This is a genomic window from Pseudomonas sp. FSL R10-0056 (assembly GCF_009600105.1).
GTDB classification, from domain to species: Bacteria; Pseudomonadota; Gammaproteobacteria; order Pseudomonadales; family Pseudomonadaceae; genus Aquipseudomonas; species Aquipseudomonas bubulae.
This window is the reverse complement of sequence record NZ_WIWL01000067.1, coordinates 63562-88822: the sequence shown is the minus strand read 5'-3', so window position 1 is coordinate 88822 and position 25261 is coordinate 63562. Positions and strand designations below refer to the sequence as shown.

Genomic DNA, 25261 nt, shown 5'->3' with positions numbered 1-25261 from the left:
CGTCCGCGCCGAACTCGCCCGGCGGGGTCAGCAGGGTCAGCGCCAGCAGGTCGGCGGCAACAGCCACCAGGGCGTTGGCGGCGTGGAAACGCTCGACCAGTTCGCGATAGTCGAATACATCGCCGTTGCTGGCCGGGTATTGCAGCAACGCGCCGAAGAAGGCTGTCACGTCAGTCAGTTCGCGCTCGTCGGCCACAAACACTTCAATGCCCAGCGGCTCGGCACGGGTGCGCAGCACGTCGAGGGTTTGCGGGTGGCAGTGGCTGGAGGCGAAAAAGCGGTGGCTGGTTTTGTTCTTGCTCAGGCGTTTGCAGAAGGTCATGGCTTCTGCAGCAGCGGTGGCTTCGTCGAGCAGCGAAGCGTTGGCAATCGGCAGGCCGCTAAGGTCGCTGATCAGGGTCTGGAAGTTGAGCAGCGCTTCGAGACGGCCCTGGGAAATTTCTGGCTGGTACGGTGTGTAGGCGGTGTACCAGGCCGGGTTTTCCAGCAGATTGCGCAGGATCGGCGAAGGCGTGTGGCAGTTGTAATAGCCTTGGCCGATATAGGTTTTGCATAGTTGGTTTTTGGTCGCAATGGCCTTGATCGAGGCCAGGGCGTCGGCTTCACTTTGCCCGGCCGGCAAGTTGAGCACGCTGGTGCCCTTGATGCTTTCCGGGATCACGCTGGCGCTGAGACCTTCAAGGGAATCAAAGCCCAGGGTGGCGAGCATGGCCTGTTCATCGGCCTGACGCGGGCCGATATGGCGCGCGATAAATTCATTGGCGGTGCTGAGATTGATGGTCATGGCTGGGCTCTCAGTTGTCGTCTTGGGCTTTGAGCAGGCGGTCATAGGCGTCCTGATCGAGCAGTTGGCCAACAGCGTTGGCGTCGGCGGGCTTGAAGCGGAAGAACCAGCCTTCGCCCAGCGGGTCTTCGTTGACCAGTTCCGGGCTGCTGTCGAGCGCCGGGTTGACTGCGATCACTTCGCCGTCCAGGGGCATATACACGCCGCTGGCCGCCTTGACCGACTCGACAGTCGCGGCTTCGGCGCCCTTGTCGTAGGCCTGCAGCTCGGGCAATTGCACAAACACCACGTCACCCAGAGCGTTTTGCGCAAACGCGGTAATCCCCACGGTTACGCTGCCGTCAGCTTCGGCGCGCAGCCATTCGTGGTCTTCAGTAAAACGCAATTCGCTCATGGAAACTCCTCAAGGCCAGACAGGTCTGGTGGTCACAGGTAAATGCTCGTGCAGGTCGAGCTTATGAGGAGTTCTCTGCAAGATGGTTGCCAGTTTAAAAATATCCTTATTTATCAATGAGTTAAGATTTTAAAAGAGGTATTCGAAGAGCAAGACTGTAGCGAATTCGATACAGCCTGAAGGCCATAAAAAAATCCAAGGGGATCAAAGCCTTGCGTGGCATGGGTAGAGAGGGTGTGTATCGAATTCGTTCCGGTGGATTGAATTCGATACAAGGCTTGGGTTGCCAATGAGCGGGAGCACAAACTCTGTGGCGGCTGCCGAACTCAGCCTTCGGCAGCTGCAAGGTCTGAAGGGAATTTTAACTGTGGGAGCGAGCCTGCTCGCGAACGACTTTCGCGAGCAGGCTCGCTCCCACAGGGAGGGTTGACAGGCAACAGAGTATCTACAGGGCTCTGTGTCCGTCAGGCCTTGCCCGGGATGCCGTATTTGCGCAGTCGATGGGCGATGGCGGTGTGACTGGTTTGCAGGCGGCTGGCCAGTTGGCGGGTGGAGGGGTAACTGACGTAGAGCTTCTCCAGCAGCGCCTTCTCGAATGTTTCGACAGCGTGCTCGAGGGTCTCGATCTCGCTGTCGTTTTGGCGTGCCACCGAGGTGCCGGCGATATCCAGGTCGCCAATGTCCACCAGCGAACCCTCGCAGATGGCCGCTGCGCGAAAAATCACGTTCTGCAACTGGCGTACGTTGCCGGGCCAGCGGTTGCCCAGCAGGGCCGGGTAGGTACCGGGTGCCAGGCGACACGCCGGACGCTGGATCTGGGTACAGGCCTGCTGCATGAACGCGCGTGCCAGCAACAAAATATCCTGGCCACGCTCACGCAGGGGGGGCACTTCGATATTGAGCACGTTCAGACGGTAGAACAGGTCTTCGCGAAAGCTGCCTTCGTTGACCATTTTTTCGAGGTTGCGGTGCGTGGCGCTGAGGATGCGCACATTGACCTTGACCTCGCGTTCGCCGCCCACCCGGCGAAAGCTGCCGTCGTTGAGAAAGCGCAGCAGCTTGGCTTGCAGGTAGGGTGACATTTCGGCGATTTCGTCGAGAAATACCGTGCCGTTGTTGGCCAGTTCCATCAGCCCCGGCTTGCCGCCACGCTGGGCGCCGGTAAAAGCGCCGGGGGCATAGCCGAACAGTTCGCTTTCAGCCAGGTTCTCCGGGAGCGCAGCGCAGTTCAGGGCCAGGAACGGTGCGCCAAACCGATCGCTGATGGCATGGCAGGCGCGGGCCACCAGTTCTTTGCCGGTGCCGGTCTCCCCCTGGATCAGCAAGGGCGCGTCCAGGGCCGCTACGCGCTGCGCCCGGGCTTTCAGCGTGCGGATGGCAGGTGAGTCGCCGAGCAGGGCGTCAAAGCCTTCTGCGTGATCGTGATGCAGGGCTGCCAGGCGCTCGCCGATGCGGCTTGGCTGGTACAGGGTGAGCAGGGCGCCGGCATCGGTGATCGGCGTAGCGTCGAGCATCAGCGGATGGCCGTTAAGCGTGACTTCGCGCAGTGGCAGGCGAAAGCCGTTTTCCAGCAGCACGTCGAGCAGCCCGGGGTCGCTGAACAGTTGGCCGATACTTTCGCCGGTCGGCTCGTGGCCGTACAGTGCAACCAGCGCCGGGTTGGCCAGCAGCACATGGCCTTCGCTGTCGAGCGCCAGTACCGGGTCGGTCATGGCGGCGAGCAAGGCGTCCAGTTGCAGGTGACGGCGCTGGCCGGGAAGGATATCGACCACCGTTACCGTTTGCACACCGCGGACACCAAACAGGGCCTCGCGCAGCTCGTCGAGCACTTGCGGGCTGAGGGTCGGGGCGTCGATGTAAACGTTGGGCGGAACCATTTCCACCGCATCCAGATTGAGGTTGCGCCCGCCCAGCAATGCCAGGACTTCCTGGGTGATGCCAACTCGGTCGATAAAACTGACATGGATACGCATGGGAACGGCAAACACTTCTGGCCAGCAGGGACGGCCAGTATGCCTTGGCGGGGGGGATAGGTGAAATTCCGTGGGAGCGGGCTTGCTCGCGATGGCATCAGCGCGGTCTAGTCGTTAAACCGTGTTGCCTGCATCGCGAGCAAGCCCGCTCCCACAAAAATGCAGCCCTCAGCCAGTGGCTGAATCAGTCCAGATGGTCGAGCTTGATCGGGTCGCCCGGCTTGTGGTTGAGCTGGGCCATCACGTCGGCGAACATCTTGTCGTAGTAACCGTGCATCGAGCGGATGTCGGCGGTTTTGGGAATGCCGTGCTTCACGGCAATCTGGAAAGCGTCATGGGCAAAGTTGTAGGCCATGTCCTTGGGCAGTGTGAAGGACTCCTTGAACTCCTTCTGGTTGATCTGGCCGTGCATGTCGAACTGCATCGACTTGCCTTCCTTGGGATCCTGAACGACCTGGTAATCGATCTTGATGTCATACCCAAAGTCGCTCGGTTGCAGCGGTTCGCGGTGGATATGCAGGTGACCGGGTTCGAACGAGGCCATAGGGTACTCCTTGAGGCTATGGGAAAGGGCAGGCCCCGGGGCCTGCCCCGAGGTTCAGAAGTAGGTGATACCCGGTTTTTCGGTGCTGACCCGAGTACCGGCCTTACCTTGAACGATTGCTTCGATATCCGCCAGTGCGCCGATCACGGCAGTCTTGCCGGTTTTGCGGGCAAACTCGCAGGCCGCTTCCACTTTAGGGCCCATGGAGCCCGAGGCAAAGCCGAGTTTTTCCAGCTCGTCCGGGTGGGCCTGAGCAATGCCCTTCTGGGTTGGCTTGCCCCAGTCGATAAAGGCCGCATTCACGTCAGTGGCGATCACCAGCAGGTCGCTGTCCAGTTGCTGGGCCAGCAGCGAGGACGCCAGGTCCTTGTCGATCACCGCTTCGATGCCGCGCAGCTTGCCGTCTTCGCCGTACATGGTGGGAATGCCGCCGCCGCCCGCACAGATCACGATGGTGCCTTTTTCCAGCAGCCACTTGATCGGGCGAATTTCGAAGATGCGTTTGGGTTTCGGGCTAGGCACTACGCGACGGAACTTGTCGCCGTCCGGAGCAATGCTCCAGCCTTTTTCGGCGGCCAGGCTCTTGGCTTCGCTTTCGGTGTAGACCGGGCCGATCGGCTTGGTCGGCTTCTGGAACGCGGGGTCCTTGGGGTCGACTTCAACCTGAGTCAGCAGGGTGGCAAACGCGGCCTCCTGTGGCAGCAGGTTGCCCAGTTCCTGCTCGATCATGTAGCCGATCATGCCTTCGGTTTCAGCACCGAGCACGTCCAGCGGGTAAGGGGCGACTGCAGTGTAGGCGGCGGCTTGCAGGGACAGCAGGCCGACTTGCGGACCGTTACCGTGGGCCACTACCAGCTCGTTGCCATGGGCAATGCGGGCAATCTGGGCGGTAGCGGTCTGGATGTTTTCGCGCTGGTTCTCGGCGGTCATGGGCTGGCCGCGACGCAAGAGGGCGTTACCGCCCAGTGCAACGACGATACGCATAGAAGATGTCCTTTTAGAAATATGAGAGCGCCTTGTGTGGGAGCGAGCCTGCTCGCGAAGCTCGTTCGCGAGCAGGCTCGCTCCCACAGTCGTTATGCATTCACATAACGACTGTGAGCCAGGCTTAGATATCAGCCAATGCCGCGACCAAAATCGCCTTGATGGTGTGCATGCGGTTTTCAGCTTGCTCAAAGGCGATGTTGACAGGGGACTCGAACACTTCCTCGGTCACTTCAATGCCGTTTTTCAGGTTTGGATGGTGCTCGGCCACGTCTTTGCCGACCTTGGTTTCACAGTTGTGGAACGCAGGCAGACAGTGCATGAACTTCACGCGTGGGTTTTCTGCCGCCTTGATCATGTCGCTGTTGACCTGGTAAGGCAGCAGCAGCTTGATACGGTCGTTCCAGGCTTCAACCGGCTCGCCCATCGATACCCAGACGTCGGTGTGGATAAAGTCCACGCCTTTGACGGCAGCTTTAGGGTCTTCGGTCAGGGTGATTTTGGCACCGCTTTCCTTGGCGAATTCCTGGCACTGTTTAACGAACGACTCTTCCGGCCACAGGCTTTTTGGTGCGGCAATACGCACGTCCATGCCCAGTTTGGCACCGATCAGCAGCAGCGAGTTACCCATGTTGTTGCGGGCGTCGCCCAGGTACGCGTAGCTGATGTTGTGCAGCGGCTTGTCGCTGTGTTCGCGCATGGTCAGCACGTCGGCGATCATTTGCGTCGGGTGGAACTCAGCGGTCAGGCCGTTGAACACCGGCACGCCTGCGTACTTGGCCAGCTCTTCGACAACAGCCTGTTCAAAGCCACGGTATTCGATGGCGTCAAACATGCGGCCCAGAACGCGGGCGGTGTCTTTCATGCTTTCTTTGTGACCGATCTGCGAAGAAACCGGGTCGATGTAGGTAACGTGCGCGCCCTGGTCGTGGGCTGCCACTTCAAATGCGCAACGGGTGCGGGTCGACGTTTTTTCGAAGATCAGGGCGATGTTTTTGCCTTTCAAGTGCGGCTCTTCAGTACCGGTGTACTTGGCGCGCTTGAGATCGCGGGACAGATCGAGCAGGAAATGCAACTCACGTGGAGTGTGGTGCATCAGGCTCAGAAGGCTGCGGTTTTTCATGTTAAAAGCCATGGTGATCTCCTTGGTTTCGGGTTAACCGGCTTGCACCGGCCCCGTGTTGGGGCCGGGGCAAGCAATCAAATGGGTAGATTAATAGTCGACAGGGTCACGCACGATCGGGCAGGTCATGCAGTGACCGCCGCCACGGCCGCGGCCCAGTTCGGAGGCGCTGATGGTGATGACTTCAACGCCAGCCTTGCGCAGCAGGGTGTTGGTGTAGGTGTTGCGGTCGTAACCGATCACCACGCCAGGCTCCAGGGCCACCACGTTGTTACCGTCATCCCACTGCTCGCGTTCTGCTGCGAACGAGTTGCCGCCGGTTTCGACCACACGCAGTTTTTTCACGCCCAGGGCCTTGGCCACTACGTCGAGGAAGTGGCCTTCTTCGCGTCGTACGTCCACGCCGCCTTGTTTCTTGTCGTCCGGGTACACCGAGAACGCAACGATCTGGTTCACGACTTCAGGGAAGATGGTTACCAGGTCGCGGTCGCAGAAGCTGAACACGGTGTCCAGGTGCATTGCCGCGCGGGACTTGGGCATACCGGCAACGATCACTCGTTCTACAGCGCCGTTCTTGAACAGGTTTTGTGCCAGTTGGCCAATGGCCTGACGTGACGTGCGCTCGCCCATACCGATCAGGACTACGCCGTTGCCGATTGGCATCACGTCGCCGCCTTCAAGGCTGGCGTTGCCATGGTCGACTGTCGGGTCGCCGTACCAGATCTGGAAATCGGCGTTGGTGAACTCAGGGTGGAACTTGTAGATCGCGGTGGTCAGCAGGGTTTCCTGACGACGCGCCGGCCAGTACATAGGGTTCAGCGTCACGCCACCGTAGATCCAGCAAGTGGTGTCACGGGTGAACTGGGTGTTGGGCAGCGGTGGCAGGATAAAGCTGGTGTGACCGAGGAAGTCACGGAACATCTGGATGGTCTTGCCACCAAAGCTGTCTGGCAGATCGTCTGCCGACACGCCGCCGATCAGGTACTCGGCAATTTGGCGTGGCTCAAGGCTTTTAAGCCAGGATTTGACTTCGTTGACCAGGCCCACACCCACCTGATTGGGGGTCACTTTGTGGTCCAGAATCCAGTCCAGGGCTTCCGGGATGGCAACGATATCGGTCAGCAGGTTGTGCATTTCCAGCACATCAATGCCGCGGTCGCGCATTTTGGTGACGAAGTCGAAGTGGTCACGCTTGGCCTGGTTGACCCACAGTACGTCATCGAACAGCAATTCATCGCAGTTGCTTGGGGTCAGGCGCTGGTGAGCCAGGCCTGGGGAACACACCATAACCTTATGCAGCTTACCGGCTTCGGAATGCACGCCGTATTTCACTTTTTCCGTGGTCATTACAGTCATCCTCCAAAGTACACAAACAGGTTGTTACAGGGTCAGGAAACCGTCGTAGAGACCATAGGCAGCCACCAGGGCGCCGATCACTACTGCGGCAAAAATCACTTTCTCGATGTTGGTGAACACGGGCTGGCCGCTTTCACGCTTGGCCTTGGCGAACAGAATGGCGCCAGGTGCATAGAGCAGGGCCGACAACAGCAGGTACTTGAGGCCGCCGGCATAGATCAGCCAGATCGCGTAGATCAGCGCGATACCGCCGATGATCAGATCTTTCTTGCGTTCTGCCAGGGCGTTCTCGTAAGTCTCGGCACGTACCGCCAGCAGGAAGCCGTAGGCTGCAGACCAGAGGTAAGGCACCAGGATCATCGAGGTCGCCAAGTAGATCAGCGACAGATAAGTACTGGCCGAGAACAGGGTGATGATCAGGAACAGTTGCACCATGGCGTTGGTCAGCCACAGGGCGTTGACCGGTACATGGTTGGCGTTTTCCTTTTTCAGGAAGGCCGGCATGGTGTGGTCCTTGGCCGCCGAGAACATGATCTCTGCGCACAGCAGTACCCAGGAGAGCAGGGCACCCAGCAGGGAGATGATCAAGCCGACGCTGATCAGTACTGCACCCCAGTGACCGACCACATGCTCAAGCACGGCCGCCATCGAAGGGTTTTGCAGTTTTGCCAGTTCAGGCTGAGTCATGATGCCCAGCGACAGCACGTTCACCAGTACCAGCAACAGCAGCACGGTGATAAAGCCGATCACGGTGGCCCGACCCACGTCCGAACGTTTTTCGGCACGGGAAGAGAAGATGCTTGCGCCTTCGATACCGATGAACACCCAAACGGTGACCAGCATCATGTTGCGCACCTGATCCATCACGCTGCCCAGGTCCGGGTTTTTTACGCCCCAGATGTCACTGGTAAAGATGTCCAGTTTGAACGCGAAGAGGGCAATCAGGATAAACAGAACCAGCGGTACGACCTTGGCAACGGTGGTTACCAGGTTGATGAACGCTGCTTCCTTGATGCCGCGCAGTACCAGGAAATGCACGGCCCAGAGCAGGATCGAGGCGCCGATGATGGCGGCGGGGGTATTGCCTTCGCCGAAGATCGGGAAGAAGTAACCCAGGGTGCTGAACAGCAACACGAAGTAGCCGACGTTACCCAGCCAGGCGCTGATCCAGTAGCCCCAGGCTGACGAGAAACCCATGTAATCGCCGAAGCCTGCCTTGGCGTAGGCATACACGCCGCCGTCAAGGTCAGGTTTGCGATTGGCGAGGGTCTGGAACACAAAAGCGAGGGTCAACATACCGACAGCGGTAATTGCCCAACCGATCAGGATTGCGCCGACATCAGCGCTGGCGGCCATGTTTTGAGGCAGCGAAAAAATCCCGCCGCCAATCATTGAGCCGACTACCAGAGCAACCAACGCACCCAGTCGCAGTTTTCCAGGAGTATCAGACATTTGTAGTGACTCCAATCTAGGAGAAGTGAGGCTTCAAAGTTAAGTCCATTGATATTCAAGCCGTTTGACATAGATCAGGGCATTACTACATTCCATTGTTGATAGAGCGGGGAAGGTCGCGATCACGCATTTTTATGACGCTTCCTGAAAGCCTTACTCCAGAGATGTTTTCAGGTATTAATACGTTCGTTACCCACGGTGTCGTGGGGATTGAAGCTAGCCAGTATTTCCAGATTTGCAAATGTCATCTTCAAGTTTCATGAACCCCTCCATGAAATTAAATCGTCATCTATATATGAACGGTTTTTTAGGTTTCAATAGGCGCAATGGTTATCAGGGAAGCACGGCTTATTGCGGGGATCTATTAAACGTTTGGGCACTGCATATATTTAGTCAGTGAACGTCTGTAGCCTGATATTCATAAGTTTTAACCAAGTAGTACAGCGAGGTGACGATGTCGCAACAGACGCAAAAGCTTAGGCTCAACGCCCTGATCGCGTTGGTTGTCGGCTCGATGATTGGAGGCGGGATTTTTTCGTTGCCACAAAATATCGCCGAGCATGCTGCCGGTGGTGCCGTGTTGATCGGCTGGGCAATCACGGCAGTGGGCATGCTGGCGCTGGCCTTTGTGTTCCAGACCCTGGCCAATCGCAAGCCGCAGCTGGATTCGGGGGTGTATGCCTACGCCAAGGCCGGGTTTGGCGACTACATGGGTTTCTCGTCAGCCTGGGGCTACTGGATCAGCGCCTGGATGGGCAACGTCGGTTACTTCGTATTGCTGTTCAGCACCCTGGGCTATTTTTTCCCGGTGTTTGGCCAGGGCAACACGCCGATCGCCATAGGTTGCGCATCGTTGCTGCTGTGGGGGGTGCATTTCCTGGTGCTGCGCGGGATCAAGGAAGCGGCGTTTATCAACCAGCTGACCACCGTGGCCAAAATCGTCCCCATTGTGATGTTTATCGTGCTCACCGCCGTGGCGTTCAAGGCCGATATTTTCACCCGGGATTTTTGGGGCACACAAACACCCAGCCTGGGCAGCGTGATGGATCAGGTGCGCAACATGATGCTGGTGACGGTTTTCGTGTTTATCGGTATTGAAGGTGCCAGTGTCTACTCGGGCCGTGCCGAGAAACGTTCGGATGTGGGCAAGGCTACGGTTATTGGCTTTCTCGGCGTGCTGGCCCTGCTGGTGCTAGTGAACGTGCTGTCGCTGGGGATCATGAGCCAGCCGGAACTGGCCAGTCTGCAAAACCCGTCGATGGCCGGGGTGCTCAAGCATGTGGTGGGAGAGTGGGGTGCGATACTGATCAGTATCGGGCTGGCGATCTCGCTGCTGGGGGCGCTGCTGTCGTGGGCGTTGCTGTGCGCCGAGATCCTCTATGCCACAGCCCGGGACAACACCATGCCGGCGTTCCTGAAAAAGGAAAACGCCAACCATGTGCCGGTCAATGCCCTGTGGCTGACCAACTCGATGATCCAGATTTTCCTGGTGATCACCCTGGTGTCCGCCGGTACTTACACCAGTCTTATCTATCTGGCGTCATCGATGATCCTGGTGCCTTACCTGTGGTCGGCAGCTTACGCGGTGCTGCTGTGCGTGAGGGGCGAGACTTACGAGCGGGCGGGGCGGCGGAGGGTCAAGGACCTGCTGGTAGGGGCGGTGGCGCTGATTTATGCGATGTGGCTGTTATATGCGGCGGGGCCCAAATACCTGCTGCTCTCGGCGTTGCTGTATGCACCGGGGGTGTTCTTTTTCGCCAAGGCCAAGCGCGAGCAGGGTGAGCTGCTGTTCAAGCCCTGGGAGAAGGTGATATTCGCGATGGTGGTGATAACCGCACTGGCGGCAGCTTATGCGCTGTATAGCGGGGCGTTGGCGTTGTAAGTGGCGATTTGTGGGAGCGGGCTTGCTCGCGATGGCATCGCCGCCGTTTGCCTGATACACCGGGGTGTCAGTATCGCAGGCAAGCCAGCTCCCACAGGTGTGCGGCGCTCATAAATTCCGAGGGGGGCCAGTTCCTGTAAAAAGCCTTATGAGTGCTCCGCTCGTCAGCTGCTACGAAGGGCTTGGCAAGCGCTCCGGTCGCGACCAGATCCACAGATTGCCCATGCTCATGCCGGCTATCGCCAGAAACACCGGCCAGTTGTGATCCAGCACATACAGCATCAGCCCTGCGCACAACAACATGCTGACAGTGGCGCTGATTTTGGCGTTGCGCTTGATGATCTTGCCGTTGCGCCAGTTGCTCAGGATCGGACCAAACAACCGGTGGTTTTCCAGCCAGGCACTCAAGCGCGGGGAGCTTTTGGTCGCGGCCCAGGCGGCGAGCAAAATAAATTCGGTGGTCGGCAGGCCAGGAATCACAATCGCAATCAGGCCAATGCCCAGGCTCACATAGGCCAGCAAGCCGAACAGGATTCGGGCGATTTTCGACGTGGATCGGGTTTGGCGGGTCATAAGCTCAGGACGCATAAAAGGACACCCGACCAGCGTGCGCTGGTCGGGCCTGTCAGCTTAAGCCAGTTCTGGCTGAGCAGCGTAGGCGTGTTCCAGTAATACGGTAAAACGCTCAAAGGCCGCTACTGCACCTTTGTCGAGGTCGGCTTCTTCTTCAGCCGTCAGTTCCAGGCCGTCGAGGGTGCGGATAAAGCTTTTCCAGCCTTCGGCACGGCCACCGGCAGGCTCGCCCAGGTGGCGGGCGCCGAAGCTGTCGCTCAGGCCCAGGCCCACAGCACGCTTGATCAGGAATGCAGCGCCCAGCTTGGAGCCTTCGGAAACGAAGATCCAGCCCAGTGCTTCAGCCTTGCTTGGCGAGTTGACCGCGCCGGCAACCGGGGCAGGCACTTCGGTGTTGAGGTCGGCCAGGTCGGCCTTGGCTTGCTCGGCGCGGCAGCGCTCTGGCAGGTCAGGGACGATTTCTTTCAGGGCCGGGTCGGTGTACAGCGCCTTGAGCTCCGACTGGAACAGGTACTGGGCGACGACAAAGCGGGCGAAGCTGGCCACGTCATCAAATGGCTTGTGCGCCTTGACCAAAGCGTCGAGCTTTTGATGCGGCTCGTTGGTGATCTGGTTCAGACGTTGGGAACGCAAGGCCGGACGTGATGCGGAATCAGCAGTGGTCATGAAAAAATCCTTGAGAATGAGATGCGCTTTGTAACTAGACGATCAGGAAGACGCATCACAGTAAAAAATCCTCACTGCGCAGAGCAGAATTCTGCGCAGTGAGCGTGGCTGATCAGATATCCCAGACCAGATTGATCGAGAAGTTGCGGCCCGGCGCGGTCAGTCGCTCCATATTGGCCGGGTTCAGCACGCCGGCCTCACCCACGCTGTCGTAGCCGCGCACGTCATCCCAGTTCCAGTATTTCTTGTCGGTCAGGTTGTACAGGCCGGCATTGACGGTGACGTCCTTGGTGACCTTGTAGAAACCGGTCAGGTCGAGCACACCATAGCCAGGCGACTTGAACTGCTTGCTGGTGCCATCGGGGGCGAAGTAGCTGGTGTCGTCGACCTGATCCTTGCTCTTGACCAGGGTCCAGCTCACCAGAGCGCCATAGTTCTGCTGCTCGTAGCCCAGGCCCATCACGGCGGTCAGCGGGTTGACGCTGTTGATCGGCTGGCCGGTGTCTTCGTTGCGACCGTGGGCATATGCCACGGAACCACGGGTATAGAGGCCCTGTGGCGCGCCGAAAGCGTCCAGGTTCAGGCGGCCTTTGACCTCGGCACCCTTGATGGTGGCGTGCTTGATGTTGTTGGCCTGGAACTTGAGGTCGTCGTAGCCGGGGGTGATGGCATCTTCGTTAATGAAGTCGCGGTACTTGTTATAGAACACCGCCACGTCGAATGAGCCAGCGTCAAAGTTGCCGCGCAGGCCGGTCTCGTAGCTTTTGCTTTTTTCCGGTTCCAGATCCGGGTTCGGCTCTACCGAGTAGCCTGCCTGCAGGTTGTCAAATCGACCGTACAACGCTTTGGCGGTCGGGGTGCGGAAGCCTTCGGCGTACTGGCCGTACCAGGTGTAGTTGTCGTTGAATGCGTAAGTGACGCCCAGTTTTGGCGACAGGCGGTGCCAGACCTTGTCTGCATCGCTTACGGTGCCTTTCTGGTCGCTGTTGACGGTGTTGAGGAATTCCTGGGTGATATGCGGCGTCAGCTTGGTGTAGTCGTAGCGCAGGCCGGGCATGAAGGTCCAGTCATTCCAGCTGATCTGGTCCTGGGCGAACAGGCTGTAGGTGTTGATGGTCGGGTCCGGGAAGTCGCTGGATTTGACCAGGTAATCTTTCGGGCTGTCGGCGCCCACGGCGGTGCAACCATTGCCTACTGCCAGGCAGGTGCCCGAGCCACTGCGCGAACCGGTGACTTTCTGGTGCTTGATAGTGGCACCGTAGGTCAGCAGGTGATCGGTGTCAGCAATATGGAAGGCTTTATCTGCCTGGGCGTCCAGTACCCAGGTTTTTTCTTCGTAGGTGGTGTTGCGCGAACGCATCACATGACGGCTGTAGGGGAAGTAGTCTTCCAGGGTGTTCTGGTCGGTTTTGGCGATCTGGTAGTTCAGGCTCCACTTGAAGTGGTCAGCCACGGCGGTATCCAGCGCCATGCTGTTTTCCAGGCCGAAACGCTCGCGGCTGATGGTGTCCTTGCCGTTACGCGACAGGTACATGCCCAGCGGCTGGCCGTTGTTGAACGGTCCGCCGACCGCGCTTTTTTCATTGATGTCGAGGCGGTCCTTGTACTTCTCATAAGTGAAGCCAAGACGGTCGTCATCGTTGTAGTTCCAGCCCAGCTTGGCCAGTACGTTGGTGGTTTTGGTATCTTCAGGGTTGGCCGCGGTACGGGACAGCCCGGTGCCGCCGTGGTCACCGTAGGATTCGGTTTCGTGACCGTCGCGCTGGCTCAGGTGCAACAAGCCGTCGAAGTCGCCCGAGCGGCCGGCGACGGTGCCGGATTTCAACCAACTGCGATCGGCCGAGCTGTAGCCGGCCTTGAGGCGGGCGCCAACATCCTGGCCCGGCTTGATGATGTCATTGGGGTCGAGGGTGAAGTAGCTGACGGCACCGCCAATGGCGTTGCTGCCATAAAGTACCGACGCCGGGCCACGGAGGATTTCGACGCGCTTGATGATTTCCGGGTCGACGTAGTTGCGCTGGGTCTTGGCGTACGGGCCGTTGAAGAACGAGTTGGGGATCTCGACGCCGTCCACCTGGGTCAGGATCCGGTCGCCGTCGATACCGCGGATGTTGTAGTTGCTGATGCCGCCACGCTGGCCGGCGCCGCCTACCGAGACACCCGGCTCATAGCGCACCAGGTCCTTGATGGTATTGACGTTATCGCGGTCCATATCCTGGCGGTCATGGACGGTAATTGTGCTGGGCACCGAGTTCACGTCCTGCTCCTGGCGAGTGGCGCTGATGGTGACTTGTTGCAGGGCCAGGGTGCCGGTGGAGCTGCTGCGCTTTTCCAGCACGATATTGTTGCTGGCCAGCTTGCGGTAGCCCAGGTTGGTGCCGATCAACAGGCGCTCCAGGGCTTTTTCCGGGGTGAGTGAACCGCGCACGCCGGGCGAGGACACATTCTGCGCCAGCTCTGCCGGCAGGCCGACCTGCCAGCCGGTCACCGTGCTGAAATCGTTAAGCGCGGAGGCCAATGGCTGCTGGGAGATCGCAAACTTGTAATTGCCCACGGAGCGGGTCGCCGGCTGCTCATCGGTCGCCGCCAGGGCTGGAGCCGCCTGCACACCGGCCAAAAGCATGGCGGCGGTCAACAACGACAACGTGCACTGCTGCAAACCACCCTTGCGGGCGTTGGATGAGGACCGGCTGTTGAAACGAGTGGGCATTGATAGCGCTCCGTGGTGAACGAATCTTATAGTTGCGAAGCTGACTCAAAATGCGAATCAGTTGCATTGACTACAACGAGACGTATGACCTTAGGCTATCGAGTAAAAAAACCTACTTTTAATTGAGAATTACCAACGCCGGGAATTCTGAAAGGCTACTTGAGGTGATATGGGCCAGTGAGCGGACGATATCCAGAGGCTGATCCAGCCGGTAGTTGCCGGTCACTGCCACGTTGGCGAGTTTGTCGTTGTTGTTGACGATCCAGCCTGGGTAGTAGCGGCGTACTTCATCCAGCACCTTGCCCATCGGGCAGTTTTCGAACACCAGGCGCCCCTGCACCCAGGCCAGGTCGGTCTGGGGGTTGAGCCGGGCGGTCTTGCTGAAGCCGTCAGGGCCAATGCGCACGCTGTTGCCAGCCGACAGGCGCATTTGCGCACCGGCACTGTTGACCCGCAAGTCGACGTCGCCGCGCTGCACCCGCACCTGTGTTTCACCATTGAGGTAGCTCACGGCGAAGGCGGTGTCGCGCACGCTGACGCGCACGGGGCCAGCATCAAGCACCAGCGGGAACTCCAGGTCGGCGGGAATTTCGAAATACGCTTCGCCCTGATACAGGCGGGCGCTGCTTTGGGCATTGACCACCTTGCTGGAAAACGCCGAGTTGGTGTTAAGCAGCACTTTTGAGCCGTCCTCGAGTTGCAGGCGCTGGCGCTCGCCCACCACGGTCAGGTGATCGGCTTGCAGGCGTAACGGTACATTGCTGTAGCTGCCGACGCTGATAATCACCACCGCCGCAGTTGCCAGGTGTTTCCAGTGTCGTCCTATGCGCCGCAACAGGCCGGGGCTACGGCGGGCTTGCAGGGTTTGCGCGGCGGCCAGCAGCGGTTCGCCGTTCCAGATCGCATTGGCCTTGGCAAAGGCCTGGGCATGGGCGGGGTCGGCATTGAGCCAGTTATCGAAAGCGGCTTTTTGTTCGTCGCTCGCACACTCAAGAGTAATCAGCCATTCCAGTGCCTGATCCATGGCGCTGTCCTGCAGCACGTCTTGCGCCAGTTCTGGCACGGCAGATTTGTGAGTGTCCGTCACGGATGTTCCTTGGCAGTTTCAGAGCGTTCTAGCAGGCATCGCCGGTCAAGGTTAAGGGCGATTGAGTCTGTCGGCTACCCCGATGCAGATTGCCATGATCAATTTGAGTTCCTTTTGAACGGTGCTCAAGGAAACGTCAAGCTCTTCGGCAATCTCCTGATAACTGCAGCCATGCAGGCGGCTGAGGATGAAAATCCGTTGTTGACGGGCACTTAACTGGCTCAGGCTCACACTCAGACGCTCCAGTAGTTGCGCGGCTTGATGGGCTTCTTCAGGGGTGCTGAGAGGGGAGGCAACGCCTTCGATCACTTCAGTGGGCACATCTTCGACCACGGTGCGTGACTGGATCCGCCGGGCGCGCAGGTGGTCAAGCGCCAGATTGCGTGCGGTCTGGAACACAAAGGGCTCAAGGTGCTCGACGCTGCGTTCGCTCAAGGCGCGGGTTACGCGCAGGTAGGTCTCCTGCAGCAGGTCTTCGGCGGTGCTGTGGTTGTTGACCATCCGCTCCAGGGTGCGCAGCAGGGTTACCCGTTGGGTAAGGAAGACTTGATTGAAGTGGGACTGACTCACAGTGCTACCCGACCGATTTTGAGCGAATGATAATGCTTATCATCTGTGCTATTGGTCAAGTGCTGTTTTGAAATGGTTTGAAATCGTTCTGGTGGGAGTGAGCCTGCTCGCGAAGGTCGTAGACGATAGTGCGTCTTCGCGAGCAGGCTCGCTCCCACCATAAACCTAAACCCGACCCTTCAAATACGCACTGTAATCAGGAATGCGGTGTTCATGGGGCTGGCTCATCAGCGGGCTGCTGAGCAGGTAGTCGGCGCTGCATTCATTGCACGCCACGGGGATGTTCCATACTGCCGCAACCCGCAGCAGTGCCTTGATGTCCGGGTCGTGGGGCTGGGGCTCGAACGGGTCCCAGAAGAACACCAGCATGTCGACCCGTTGCTCGGCGATCCGTGCCCCCACCTGTTGATCGCCGCCCAACGGCCCGCTGATCATGCTTTCGATCGGCAGGCCCAGGCGCTGGCTCAGCAGCAGCCCGGTGGTGCCGGTGGCGCACAGGTCATGCTGGCTGAGGGCTGCCTTGTGGCGTTCGGCCCAGTCCAGCAAAAAGCCCTTGCAATGATCGTGGGCCACCAGGGCGATACGCTTGCGCGCCGCCAGGGTGGCCGTGGTGAAGCTGATACCGATCATCGCGTTACTCCGCGTTGTTCAGCGCCAGGCAGTTATCGAGCATGCGGTTGGAGAAGCCCCACTCGTTGTCGTACCAGGCCAGCACTTTTAGCAGTTTGCCGCTGACTTTGGTGTGATTGGCATCGAAGATCGACGAAAGCGGGTTGTGGTTGAAGTCGCTCGATACCAGCGGCAGGGTGTTGTAACCCAGTACCCTGGAGTGCTGGCTGGCTTCCTTGAACAGTGCGTTGACTTCAGCTGCGGTGGTTTCGCGCTTGAGTTCAATGGTCAGGTCGACCAGCGACACGTTGATCACCGGCACCCGCACGGCCATGCCGGTGAGCTTGCCGGCGAGTTCCGGCAATACCAGGCCCACGGCTTCGGCTGCGCCGGTTTTGCTCGGGATCATGTTCTGGGTGGCCGAACGTGCGCGGTAGGGGTCCGAGTGATAAACGTCGGTCAGGTTCTGGTCATTGGTGTAGGCGTGAATGGTGGTCATCAGGCCGTTTTCAATGCCGAATTCGCGGTGCAGGATTTGCGCCACGGGTGCCAGGCAGTTGGTCGTGCAGGAAGCATTGGAAATAATGTGGTGGGATTGACGCAAAATGTCGTGGTTGACACCGTAGACCACCGTCGCATCGGCATTTTTGCCGGGAGCAGAGATAATCACCTTGCGGGCGCCAGCAGTAATATGTGCTTGTGCCTTGCTGCGCTCGGTGAACAAACCTGTGCATTCAAACACCACATCGATGTTCAGTGCCGCCCACGGCAGTTCGGCCGGATTGCGAATGGCGGTCACGCTGATGCGGTCACCATTGACGGTCAGGCTTTCCTGATCGTGTTCGACATTGGCGTCGAACGTGCCGTGAACCGTGTCGTACTTGAGTAGATGGGCATTGATCGAACTGTCACCCAGATCGTTGATGGCGACGATCTGCAGGTCCTGACGGTAGCCTTGGGTATACAGTGCGCGCAGGACGTTACGGCCGATACGGCCAAAACCATTGATTGCGATTCGTAGAGTCATGGAAAGCGCCTGCCATCGATTTGTTGTTGGAATTACAAGATTATTCGCATAAAAATAGAAAACAAGCCATTTAAGTGGCAATATTTTGTTTTATCTACAACGAGTGACCTGAATCAACGGGTCCGAATGATTGAAGTCGCTCCCCGGAGCCCTTCGGTCAGCATAGGACACGCACAGGTCGCCACATCCGTTAGCCTGGAGTTCAACACATGCATCCCCGCGTTCTTGAAGTCACCGAGCGTCTTATTGCCCGCAGTCGTGCAACCCGCGAGGCGTATCTGACGCTTATTCGTGGCGCTGCCGGCGACGGCCCGCAACGCGGCAAGCTGCAATGCGCGAACTTCGCCCACGGCGTGGCAGGGTGTGGCACTGAAGATAAAAACAGCCTGCGGATGATGAACGCGGCCAACGTGGCAATTGTTTCGTCATATAACGACATGCTCTCGGCGCACCAGCCGTACGAGCACTTTCCTGAGCAAATCAAAAAAGCCCTGCGTGAAATTGGCTCGGTGGGCCAGTTCGCAGGCGGCACCCCGGCCATGTGTGACGGCGTGACCCAGGGCGAGCCGGGCATGGAACTCAGTTTGCTGAGCCGCGAAGTGATTGCCTTGTCCACAGCCGTGGCGCTGTCCCACAATATGTTCGACGCGGCGCTGATGCTGGGCATTTGCGACAAGATCGTGCCGGGCCTGCTGATGGGGGCGCTGCGTTTTGGTCACTTGCCGACCATCTTTGTACCGGGTGGGCCGATGCCGTCGGGCATTTCCAACAAGGAAAAAGCCGATGTGCGCCAGCGCTACGCCGAAGGCAAGGCCAGCCGCGAAGAGTTGCTGGAATCGGAGATGAAGTCCTACCACAGCCCTGGCACCTGCACGTTCTACGGCACCGCGAACACCAACCAGTTGCTGATGGAAGTGATGGGCCTGCATTTGCCAGGCGCCTCTTTCGTTAACCCCTACACGCCTTTGCGCGATGCCCTGACTCGCGAAGCGGCTCATCAAGTCACTCGTCTGACCAAGCAAAACGGCGATTTCATGCCGCTGGGCGAGATCGTTGACGAGCGTTCGCTGGTCAACTCCATCGTTGCGCTGCACGCCACCGGCGGTTCGACCAACCACACCTTGCACATGCCGGCGATTGCCATGTCGGCGGGTATCCAGCTGACCTGGCAAGACATGGCCGACCTCTCCGAGGTGGTACCTACCCTGTCCCACGTGTATCCAAACGGCAAGGCCGATATCAACCACTTCCAGGCCGCCGGTGGTATGGCGTTCCTGATTCGGGAGCTGCTGGAAGCCGGTCTGCTTCACGAAAACGTCAACACCGTGGCGGGCTATGGCCTGAGCCGCTACACCCGCGAACCGTTCCTGGTGGATGGCGAGCTGGTATGGCGTGAAGGTCCGATTGAAAGCCTCGACGAGTCGATCCTGCGCCCGGTTGCCCGTGCATTCTCCGGCGAGGGTGGCCTGCGGGTGATGGAAGGCAACCTGGGCCGTGGCGTGATGAAGGTCTCGGCGGTAGCCCCCGAACATCAGATCGTCGAAGCCCCGGCGCGGGTGTTCCAGGACCAGCAGCAACTGGCCGATGCGTTCAAGGCCGGTGAGCTGGAACACGACTTCGTGGCCGTGATGCGTTTTCAGGGGCCGCGCTCCAACGGTATGCCCGAGCTGCACAAGATGACGCCGTTTCTGGGTGTGTTGCAGGATCGGGGCTTCAAGGTGGCGCTGATTACCGACGGGCGGATGTCAGGCGCGTCGGGGAAGATCCCGGCAGCGATTCATGTGAGCCCCGAGGCTTCGATTGGCGGCGCCCTGGCGCGGGTGCAGGACGGCGACATAATTCGCGTCGATGGGGTAAAAGGTACGTTGCAACTGCTGGTGGATGAGGCAGAATTTGCCGCGCGCACCCCGGCTGTCGGCACTCTGGATAATGCCGTCGGCACCGGGCGTGAGTTGTTTGCGTTTATGCGTCAGGCCTTCAGTTCGGCCGAGCAGGGCGCGAGCACCTTTACCTCGTCTCTGGAAAATCTGAAATGAAGCTCGCACTGGTCGGTGATATAGGCGGTACCAACGCACGTTTTGCGTTGTGGGAAAACGACCAGTTGCGTTCGGTCAGCGTATTGCCCACAGCAGACTTCGCCTGCCCGGAAGATGCCATCAAGCTTTACCTGGATACGCTGGAACTGGCTCCGGGCTCTGTAGGCTCGGTATGTCTGTCAGTGGCCGGGCCGGTGAGTGGCGATGAATTTCGTTTTACCAACAACCATTGGCGCTTGAGCCGCTCGGCTTTCTGCCATGCGCTGCAGGTCGACAATCTGCTGCTGATCAACGACTTCAGCGCGATGGCCTTGGGCATGACCCGGCTGCAACCCGAAGATGTGCGCCAGGTTTGCCCGGGGGTTGTTGACCCGACGCGCCCGGCGGTGGTTATCGGGCCGGGCACCGGGCTGGGTGTGGGCACTTTGCTCAATCTCGGCGAGGGTCAATTCATGGCCTTGCCGGGGGAGGGCGGGCATGTCGACCTGCCCATGAGCAACCCGCGTGAAGTGCAGTTGTGGCAGCACATCTACAATGAAATCGGCCATGTGAGCGCCGAGAGCATTTTGAGCGGCAGCGGTTTGCCGCGGGTCTATCGGGCGATTTGTGCGGTGGATGGCCATGCACCGGTACTGGACAGCGACCGGGCCATTACCGCGGCTGCTTTGGCGGGCGACCCTGTGGCGCTGCAAGTGCTGGAACATTTCAGTTGCTGGCTGGGCCGTGTGGCGGGCAACAATGTGCTGACCATCGGTGGCCGTGGCGGGGTGTATATCGTCGGCGGGGTGATTCCGCGCTTTGCCGATATCTTCCTGGCCAGCGGCTTTGCCCGCAGCTTTGCCGACAAAGGCTGCATGAGCGACTACCTCAAGGGTATCCCGGTGTGGCTGGTGACGGCGCCGTACCCGGGTTTGATCGGTGCCGGGGTGGCGTTGCAGCAGGCGTTTGGCTGAAAGCTCCGTGAGTGGGCTTGTTGTGGGAGCGAGCAAGCCCGCTCCCACAGAGTTTGGATCGCCGTATAAAAACAATAAGGAACACCACTGTGAGCACACCCGGCAAATCCATTTTGCTGGTCGATGACGACCAGGAAATTCGCGACCTGCTTGATCTGTATCTCACCCGCGCCGGTTTCCAGGTGCGTGCCGTGGGAGATGGCGCCGGTTTTCGCGAAACGCTGGACAGCGCGGCGAGTGATCTGTTGATCCTCGATGTCATGTTGCCCGATGAAGACGGCTTCAGCCTGTGCCGCTGGGTGCGTCAGCATCCGCGCTTTGCCCAGATCCCGATCATCATGCTCACTGCCAGTTCCGACGAGGCCGATCGCATCATTGGCCTTGAGCTGGGCGCCGACGATTACCTGGGTAAACCCTTCAGCCCCCGTGAGCTGCTGGCGCGGATCAAGGCGTTGTTACGCAGGGCACAATTTGTCGCTACCACCTCGGGCAACGAGGTGCTGGCATTTGAAGAGTGGCGGCTGAACACCGTGACTCATCGGCTGTTTCATACCGATGGAGAAGAGGTGATTTTGTCGGGGGCAGATTTTGCCTTGCTCAAATTGTTTCTCGATAACCCGCAGCAGATTCTCGACCGCGACACTATTGGCAATGCAACCCGCGGGCGTGAGCTGATGCCGCTTGATCGCATTGTCGACATGGCGGTCAGCCGCCTGCGCCAGCGCCTGCGTGACACTGACAAGCCGCCACGGCTGATCCGCACCATCCGCGGCAGCGGTTATCAGCTGGCGGCTCAGGTCATGTCCGGCAATGACCTTTAAGCGCCTGGGCAAATGGCATATGCCCCGTTCGCTGCTGGGACGCATGTTGTTGCTGACCTTGCTCGCCATCCTGCTGGCGCAAACCCTGTCCAGTGCTATCTGGTTGTCGCAGTTGCGTACCACGCAACTCGAAGGCCTGGTCAACAGCGCGCGTAGCCTGGCCCACTCGATGAACGCCACCGTCGCCTACCTGCGTTCCCTGCCGCTGGCCTATCGCCCATTGGTACTGGATCAACTGCGCAGCATGGGCGGTACGCGTTTTGTCGTGAGCCTCAACGACAAACCACTGGATATGCAGGTGTTGCCGCCCACCCAGCGCAAGCAGGCGGTACTGGATGCCGTGGATCAGGTATTGCGCGAGGCCGTGGGGCCCAATGTCGAGATGTCGGTGCAGTTTGTCAGCCCCCAGGATCTGCGTATTTTCAATGCCGGTCTCAAACTCGACGAGCTACCGCGCTCCTGGGCGCATTTTGCACTGACGCTGGAGCCGGTCGATCCGCCGATCCTGGTCACACAAATCCAGATGGTGCCCGGTGAATGGCTGTATATCGCCTCCTTGTTGCCCCAGTCCTACACCAGTCTCGAAGAGGAGGGGCTGCCGGCCCTGCAGGTGTGGTTTATCGTGCTCAGCAGTATTTTTCTGTTGTTGTTCATCGGTCTGTTGATGCACTGGCAAAGCCGTCCGCTCAAGCGTCTGGCGCGAGCGGCCCGGGACATGTCGCTGGGTGAGGACGAGGTCAAGCCGGTCGAGGTGGGCGGCGGCAGTGAAGTGGTCGAGGTGGCGCGCGCCCTCAATACCATGCGTGCCCGCATCAGTCGTTATCTGACCGAGCGCGGCCAGTTGTTCAGTGCCATCTCCCATGATTTGCGCACGCCCATTACCCGCTTGCGCCTGCGGGTCGAGCTGCTCGACGACGAACAACTGCAATACAAATTCGGCCGTGATCTGGACGAGCTGGAAATGCTGGTCAAAGGGGCGCTGCAATGTGTGAAAGACACCGATATTCACGAAAACATCGAAGCCGTGGACTTGAACCAGTTGCTTGACTGCCTGATCGAGCCTTACCTGCTGCCCCAGGGTAACGGCCGCGTAACGCTGCAGGGCCGGGCTGTCAGACCTTACTATGGTAAACCCCTGGCGCTGCGGCGCTGCATGGGCAACCTGATCGATAACGCGCTCAAGTACGGCCACTACGCGCATTTGCGTATTGATGACAATGAGCAGGCCTTTGTCCTCACGGTTGACGATGAGGGGCCGGGCGTACCCGAGCAGCGTCTTGAGCAGGTATTCGAACCGCACTTTCGCCTGGCCGGGCAGCAGCAGGGCTACGGGCTCGGATTGGGGATTGCACGCAGCATCGCCCATAGCCATGGCGGTGAAGTCAGTTTGCAGAACCTGCGGGCCGGCGGCCTGCGGGTTACTTTGCACTTGCCGCGAAATGGCGATTGATCGACAGGGTCGCCTGCTCGGGGCTGATGGGCAACAGGGGTTCCAGGTTGCTGTCCGAAGGCTTGGCAAGGGTGGGGCTGGGCGGGTGGTCGCTGTTCATGGCGGCGTTGATACGGTTCTCACGCACGCGCCTGCTGGTCTGGCCGAAGTGCTGTTGCAGTTTTTCCATGGCCACGTCGTAGGGCTCATTGCACAGAGTCAGTTGCCTCTGACGCTCTTGTAGCGCCAGACGTTTGGCCTCGTCATCGCCATGCCGGTCAACGCGAAAGCTCTTGCTCAGGTTGTAGCCGTGAATGCGGGTTGTCGCACGCCAGTAGTCGATCTGGTTGGAGCGGACCCGGTACACCCCTGGATGACCGCTGGTGTTGTGCGGCATAAGGCGCTGACGGTTTTCATAAGAGAACGCCAGGGGCATTTTGAGTACCAATTGGTTACGCATGGTCTCAGCGGCCTCCAGGGCAGCAGCCTGATCCGCGTAGTCGGTGAAATTGAAACAGTGGACATGTACTTTTCCCGAGCGCCGAATGTCCAGCTTCCAGGCGCAGGGGGTGCCGTCCGGATCCAGTAGCTGGCTGATAAAACAGTGATTCTGGGGCGTTGCGCGCTGTTTTGGCATGAAACTCATCTCCTGATGGGGGGGCCGGCATCCGTTCTTGAATTGTGGCGAAGTGTTGCAGCCTCGCTGAAGTTTTTTGCAGGTTCAACGTGGGAAAACGACTTCGGGATCCGTCCTACATGCAACGCAGAAAATACCTTATGTATCGATAGGCGCAGCTTAAGTGCCCAGAGGAATACGGGCTTAAGCACTGTTGAAAGATCTTTGGAACAGAACAATCACCTCGTCCGCCATGTCACCAGGTTGTGACATTTCGGCGTCTGTTCGTTACGTGCAGGCAGTTTGCGATGGATACACTCTCTAGCAGCGCAAGCAAAAGACTTGCACAGCTATAACAACAAGAAAGGTCTCGACATGAATTCATTCAATCGCCTCGCCGTTGTCATTTCGCTTGCCACACTGTTCCCCCTGGGTGCTTATGCTGCCGCCCCTGCCGATTCCAAAGGCACGGTTGAAGTGGTGCATTGGTGGACCTCCGGCGGTGAAGCCAAAGCGGTTGATGTGCTGAAAAAACTGATCGAAAAAGACGGTTATACCTGGCAGGACAGCGCTGTAGCAGGCGGTGGCGGTGCTGCGGCCATGACCGTGCTGAAAACCCGCGCCGTCTCCGGCAACCCGCCATCAGCGGCGCAGATCAAGGGCCCGGACTTGCAGGAGTGGGGCGCACTGGGTTTGTTGACCAACCTCGATGAGGTGTCCAAGGCCAACAACTGGGATGGCATGCTGTCCAAGACCGTATCCGACACCATGAAGTACGACGGCCATTACGTGGCGGTACCGGTGAATATTCACCGGGTGAACTGGTTGTGGATCAACCCTGAAGTGTTCAAAAAGGCCGGTATCGACAAGGCGCCCACTACCCTTGACGAACTCTTTGCTGCGGGCGACAAGCTCAAGGCAGCGGGCTTTATTCCCCTGGCCCACGGCGGCCAGCCGTGGCAGGACAGCACGGTCTTTGAAGACCTGGTGCTGAGCGTCATGGGCCCGCAAGGCTATAAAAAAGCGTTCGTCGATCTTGATGAGAAAACCCTCACCGGCCCGCAGATGGCTGAAGTGTTCAGCAAACTGAAAAAACTCCAGGGCTATATGGACCCTGATGGCACCGGCCAGGACTGGAACCTGGAAGCGGCCAAGGTGATCAACGGCAAGGCCGGCATGCAGATCATGGGTGACTGGGCGAAAAGCGAATGGGCTGCTGCGGGCAAAAAGGCCGGTACTGATTTCGAATGCGTGCCGTTTCCGGGCACCCAGGGCAGCTTTACCTACAACATCGACTCGCTGGCGATGTTCAAACTCTCGGCGAAAAACAACACGCCGGGCAATATCGCCGCGCAAAACGACGTGGCCAAAGTCGCCCTTGAACCCGAATTCCAGTACGTGTTCAACCAGAACAAAGGTTCGATCCCGGTACGCAGTGACCTGGACATGAGCAAGTTCGACAGCTGTGCCCAGGCCTCGGCCAAGGATTTTGCCGAAGCGGGCAAAACCCACGGTCAGTTGCCGAGCATGGCGCATAACATGGCCACCTCGCTGGCGGTACAGGGCGCTATTTTCGACACGGTAAGCAACTTTATGAGCGACAAGAGTGCTGATCCGGCCACTGCCGGGAAAAAGCTCTATTCGGCCATCAAGTCGGCACAGTAATTCGTTG

At 58.9% G+C, this 25261-nt stretch carries 21 protein-coding genes and 1 pseudogene; 6 read left to right on the top strand and 16 right to left on the bottom strand.

What is annotated here, in order from left to right; genetic code table 11:
- The 8 genes and pseudogenes from GHO42_RS03795 to arcD (GHO42_RS03760) form a co-directional block, all read right to left on the bottom strand.
- A pseudogene (locus GHO42_RS03795) lies at positions 1-784 on the bottom strand (glycine dehydrogenase (aminomethyl-transferring)); the annotation flags it as partial.
- A 10-nt stretch (positions 785-794) separates the two neighbouring features.
- Positions 795-1178, bottom strand: a complete 384-nt coding sequence (gene gcvH / locus GHO42_RS03790; protein WP_133144258.1) for a glycine cleavage system protein GcvH — start codon at positions 1176-1178, stop codon at positions 795-797.
- A 464-nt stretch (positions 1179-1642) separates the two neighbouring features.
- Entirely contained in the window at positions 1643-3151 is a 1509-nt protein-coding gene (locus GHO42_RS03785) for a sigma-54-dependent transcriptional regulator (protein WP_095019742.1), read from the bottom strand.
- 184 nt (positions 3152-3335) lie between these two features.
- A complete protein-coding gene (locus GHO42_RS03780) occupies positions 3336-3695 on the bottom strand; it encodes a DUF5064 family protein (protein WP_016782057.1) in 360 nt (119 codons plus the stop codon).
- A gap of 54 nt (positions 3696-3749) precedes the next feature.
- A complete protein-coding gene (gene arcC, locus GHO42_RS03775; protein WP_095001375.1) occupies positions 3750-4679 on the bottom strand; it encodes a carbamate kinase in 930 nt (309 codons plus the stop codon).
- A gap of 124 nt (positions 4680-4803) precedes the next feature.
- On the bottom strand, positions 4804-5814 hold the full coding sequence (locus GHO42_RS03770) for an ornithine carbamoyltransferase (protein ID WP_095001376.1): 1011 nt from the start codon (positions 5812-5814) through the stop codon (positions 4804-4806).
- A 78-nt stretch (positions 5815-5892) separates the two neighbouring features.
- A complete protein-coding gene (gene arcA, locus GHO42_RS03765; RefSeq protein WP_088377977.1) occupies positions 5893-7149 on the bottom strand; it encodes an arginine deiminase in 1257 nt (418 codons plus the stop codon).
- A gap of 33 nt (positions 7150-7182) precedes the next feature.
- Positions 7183-8610, bottom strand: coding sequence for an arginine-ornithine antiporter (arcD, locus tag GHO42_RS03760; RefSeq protein WP_029611554.1), 1428 nt, complete (start codon positions 8608-8610; stop codon positions 7183-7185).
- Between the two features lie 454 nt (positions 8611-9064).
- Here arcD (GHO42_RS03760) and arcD (GHO42_RS03755) point away from each other — a divergent pair, with 454 nt between their 5' ends.
- The gene (gene arcD / locus GHO42_RS03755; RefSeq protein WP_095001377.1) at positions 9065-10492 is read left to right on the top strand and encodes an arginine-ornithine antiporter; all 1428 of its coding nucleotides are present in this window, start codon (positions 9065-9067) and stop codon (positions 10490-10492) included.
- A gap of 171 nt (positions 10493-10663) precedes the next feature.
- Here the strand turns inward: arcD (GHO42_RS03755) and GHO42_RS03750 are convergent, their stop codons facing one another.
- The 7 genes from GHO42_RS03750 to gap form a co-directional block, all read right to left on the bottom strand.
- Complete coding sequence (locus tag GHO42_RS03750) at positions 10664-11065, bottom strand: YbaN family protein (RefSeq protein WP_095001397.1); 402 nt, start codon at positions 11063-11065, stop codon at positions 10664-10666.
- Positions 11066-11122: 57 nt separating this feature from the next.
- On the bottom strand, positions 11123-11731 hold the full coding sequence (locus GHO42_RS03745; RefSeq protein WP_095001378.1) for a biliverdin-producing heme oxygenase: 609 nt from the start codon (positions 11729-11731) through the stop codon (positions 11123-11125).
- 112 nt (positions 11732-11843) lie between these two features.
- Positions 11844-14441: a TonB-dependent receptor gene (locus tag GHO42_RS03740; protein ID WP_095001379.1), complete on the bottom strand. Its 2598-nt coding sequence runs from the start codon at positions 14439-14441 to the stop codon at positions 11844-11846.
- 118 nt (positions 14442-14559) lie between these two features.
- Entirely contained in the window at positions 14560-15528 is a 969-nt protein-coding gene (locus GHO42_RS03735) for a FecR domain-containing protein (RefSeq protein WP_178126952.1), read from the bottom strand.
- Positions 15529-15579: 51 nt separating this feature from the next.
- On the bottom strand, positions 15580-16098 hold the full coding sequence (locus GHO42_RS03730; protein ID WP_095001381.1) for an RNA polymerase sigma factor: 519 nt from the start codon (positions 16096-16098) through the stop codon (positions 15580-15582).
- Positions 16099-16263: 165 nt separating this feature from the next.
- The gene (locus GHO42_RS03725) at positions 16264-16728 is read right to left on the bottom strand and encodes a methylglyoxal synthase (RefSeq protein ID WP_095001382.1); all 465 of its coding nucleotides are present in this window, start codon (positions 16726-16728) and stop codon (positions 16264-16266) included.
- Positions 16729-16732: 4 nt separating this feature from the next.
- A complete protein-coding gene (gene gap / locus GHO42_RS03720) occupies positions 16733-17734 on the bottom strand; it encodes a type I glyceraldehyde-3-phosphate dehydrogenase (RefSeq protein ID WP_153327067.1) in 1002 nt (333 codons plus the stop codon).
- Positions 17735-17943: 209 nt separating this feature from the next.
- Here gap and edd point away from each other — a divergent pair, with 209 nt between their 5' ends.
- The 4 genes from edd to GHO42_RS03700 all read left to right on the top strand — a co-directional run bounded on the left by edd (position 17944) and on the right by GHO42_RS03700 (position 22994).
- The gene (gene edd, locus GHO42_RS03715; protein WP_095001384.1) at positions 17944-19770 is read left to right on the top strand and encodes a phosphogluconate dehydratase; all 1827 of its coding nucleotides are present in this window, start codon (positions 17944-17946) and stop codon (positions 19768-19770) included.
- On the top strand, positions 19767-20723 hold the full coding sequence (locus tag GHO42_RS03710; RefSeq protein ID WP_095025545.1) for a glucokinase: 957 nt from the start codon (positions 19767-19769) through the stop codon (positions 20721-20723). The genes edd and GHO42_RS03710 overlap by 4 nt, the downstream gene beginning before the upstream one ends.
- An 89-nt stretch (positions 20724-20812) precedes the next feature.
- A complete protein-coding gene (locus tag GHO42_RS03705) occupies positions 20813-21544 on the top strand; it encodes a response regulator (protein ID WP_095019828.1) in 732 nt (243 codons plus the stop codon).
- Positions 21534-22994, top strand: coding sequence for a HAMP domain-containing sensor histidine kinase (locus GHO42_RS03700; RefSeq protein ID WP_153327071.1), 1461 nt, complete (start codon positions 21534-21536; stop codon positions 22992-22994). Before GHO42_RS03705 ends, GHO42_RS03700 begins: the two co-directional genes overlap by 11 nt.
- Here the strand turns inward: GHO42_RS03700 and GHO42_RS03695 are convergent.
- A complete protein-coding gene (locus GHO42_RS03695) occupies positions 22963-23610 on the bottom strand; it encodes an AP2 domain-containing protein (RefSeq protein ID WP_095020852.1) in 648 nt (215 codons plus the stop codon). The genes GHO42_RS03700 and GHO42_RS03695 overlap by 32 nt on opposite strands.
- A 354-nt stretch (positions 23611-23964) precedes the next feature.
- Between GHO42_RS03695 and GHO42_RS03690 the strand changes: the two genes are divergently transcribed.
- Entirely contained in the window at positions 23965-25254 is a 1290-nt protein-coding gene (locus tag GHO42_RS03690; protein ID WP_095019694.1) for an ABC transporter substrate-binding protein, read from the top strand.
- The last annotated feature ends 7 nt before the right edge of the window (positions 25255-25261 follow it).

Excerpts from the sequence above, each read along its gene's own strand:
- GHO42_RS03745 (WP_095001378.1), bottom strand. The coding sequence starts at position 11,731 with ATGACCACTGCTGATTCCGCATCACGTCCGGCCTTGCGTTCCCAACGT.
- arcD (WP_095001377.1), top strand. The coding sequence starts at position 9,065 with ATGTCGCAACAGACGCAAAAGCTTAGGCTCAACGCCCTGATCGCGTTG.
- GHO42_RS03700 (WP_153327071.1), top strand. The coding sequence starts at position 21,534 with ATGACCTTTAAGCGCCTGGGCAAATGGCATATGCCCCGTTCGCTGCTG.
- arcD (WP_029611554.1), bottom strand. The coding sequence starts at position 8,610 with ATGTCTGATACTCCTGGAAAACTGCGACTGGGTGCGTTGGTTGCTCTG.
- GHO42_RS03740 (WP_095001379.1), bottom strand. The coding sequence starts at position 14,441 with ATGCCCACTCGTTTCAACAGCCGGTCCTCATCCAACGCCCGCAAGGGT.
- GHO42_RS03690 (WP_095019694.1), top strand. The coding sequence starts at position 23,965 with ATGAATTCATTCAATCGCCTCGCCGTTGTCATTTCGCTTGCCACACTG.
- arcA (WP_088377977.1), bottom strand. The coding sequence starts at position 7,149 with ATGACCACGGAAAAAGTGAAATACGGCGTGCATTCCGAAGCCGGTAAG.
- GHO42_RS03725 (WP_095001382.1), bottom strand. The coding sequence starts at position 16,728 with ATGATCGGTATCAGCTTCACCACGGCCACCCTGGCGGCGCGCAAGCGT.
- GHO42_RS03710 (WP_095025545.1), top strand. The coding sequence starts at position 19,767 with ATGAAGCTCGCACTGGTCGGTGATATAGGCGGTACCAACGCACGTTTT.
- gcvH (WP_133144258.1), bottom strand. The coding sequence starts at position 1,178 with ATGAGCGAATTGCGTTTTACTGAAGACCACGAATGGCTGCGCGCCGAA.
- arcC (WP_095001375.1), bottom strand. The coding sequence starts at position 4,679 with ATGCGTATCGTCGTTGCACTGGGCGGTAACGCCCTCTTGCGTCGCGGC.
- GHO42_RS03770 (WP_095001376.1), bottom strand. The coding sequence starts at position 5,814 with ATGGCTTTTAACATGAAAAACCGCAGCCTTCTGAGCCTGATGCACCAC.
- GHO42_RS03785 (WP_095019742.1), bottom strand. The coding sequence starts at position 3,151 with ATGCGTATCCATGTCAGTTTTATCGACCGAGTTGGCATCACCCAGGAA.
- edd (WP_095001384.1), top strand. The coding sequence starts at position 17,944 with ATGCATCCCCGCGTTCTTGAAGTCACCGAGCGTCTTATTGCCCGCAGT.
- GHO42_RS03780 (WP_016782057.1), bottom strand. The coding sequence starts at position 3,695 with ATGGCCTCGTTCGAACCCGGTCACCTGCATATCCACCGCGAACCGCTG.
- GHO42_RS03695 (WP_095020852.1), bottom strand. The coding sequence starts at position 23,610 with ATGCCAAAACAGCGCGCAACGCCCCAGAATCACTGTTTTATCAGCCAG.
- GHO42_RS03750 (WP_095001397.1), bottom strand. The coding sequence starts at position 11,065 with ATGACCCGCCAAACCCGATCCACGTCGAAAATCGCCCGAATCCTGTTC.
- gap (WP_153327067.1), bottom strand. The coding sequence starts at position 17,734 with ATGACTCTACGAATCGCAATCAATGGTTTTGGCCGTATCGGCCGTAAC.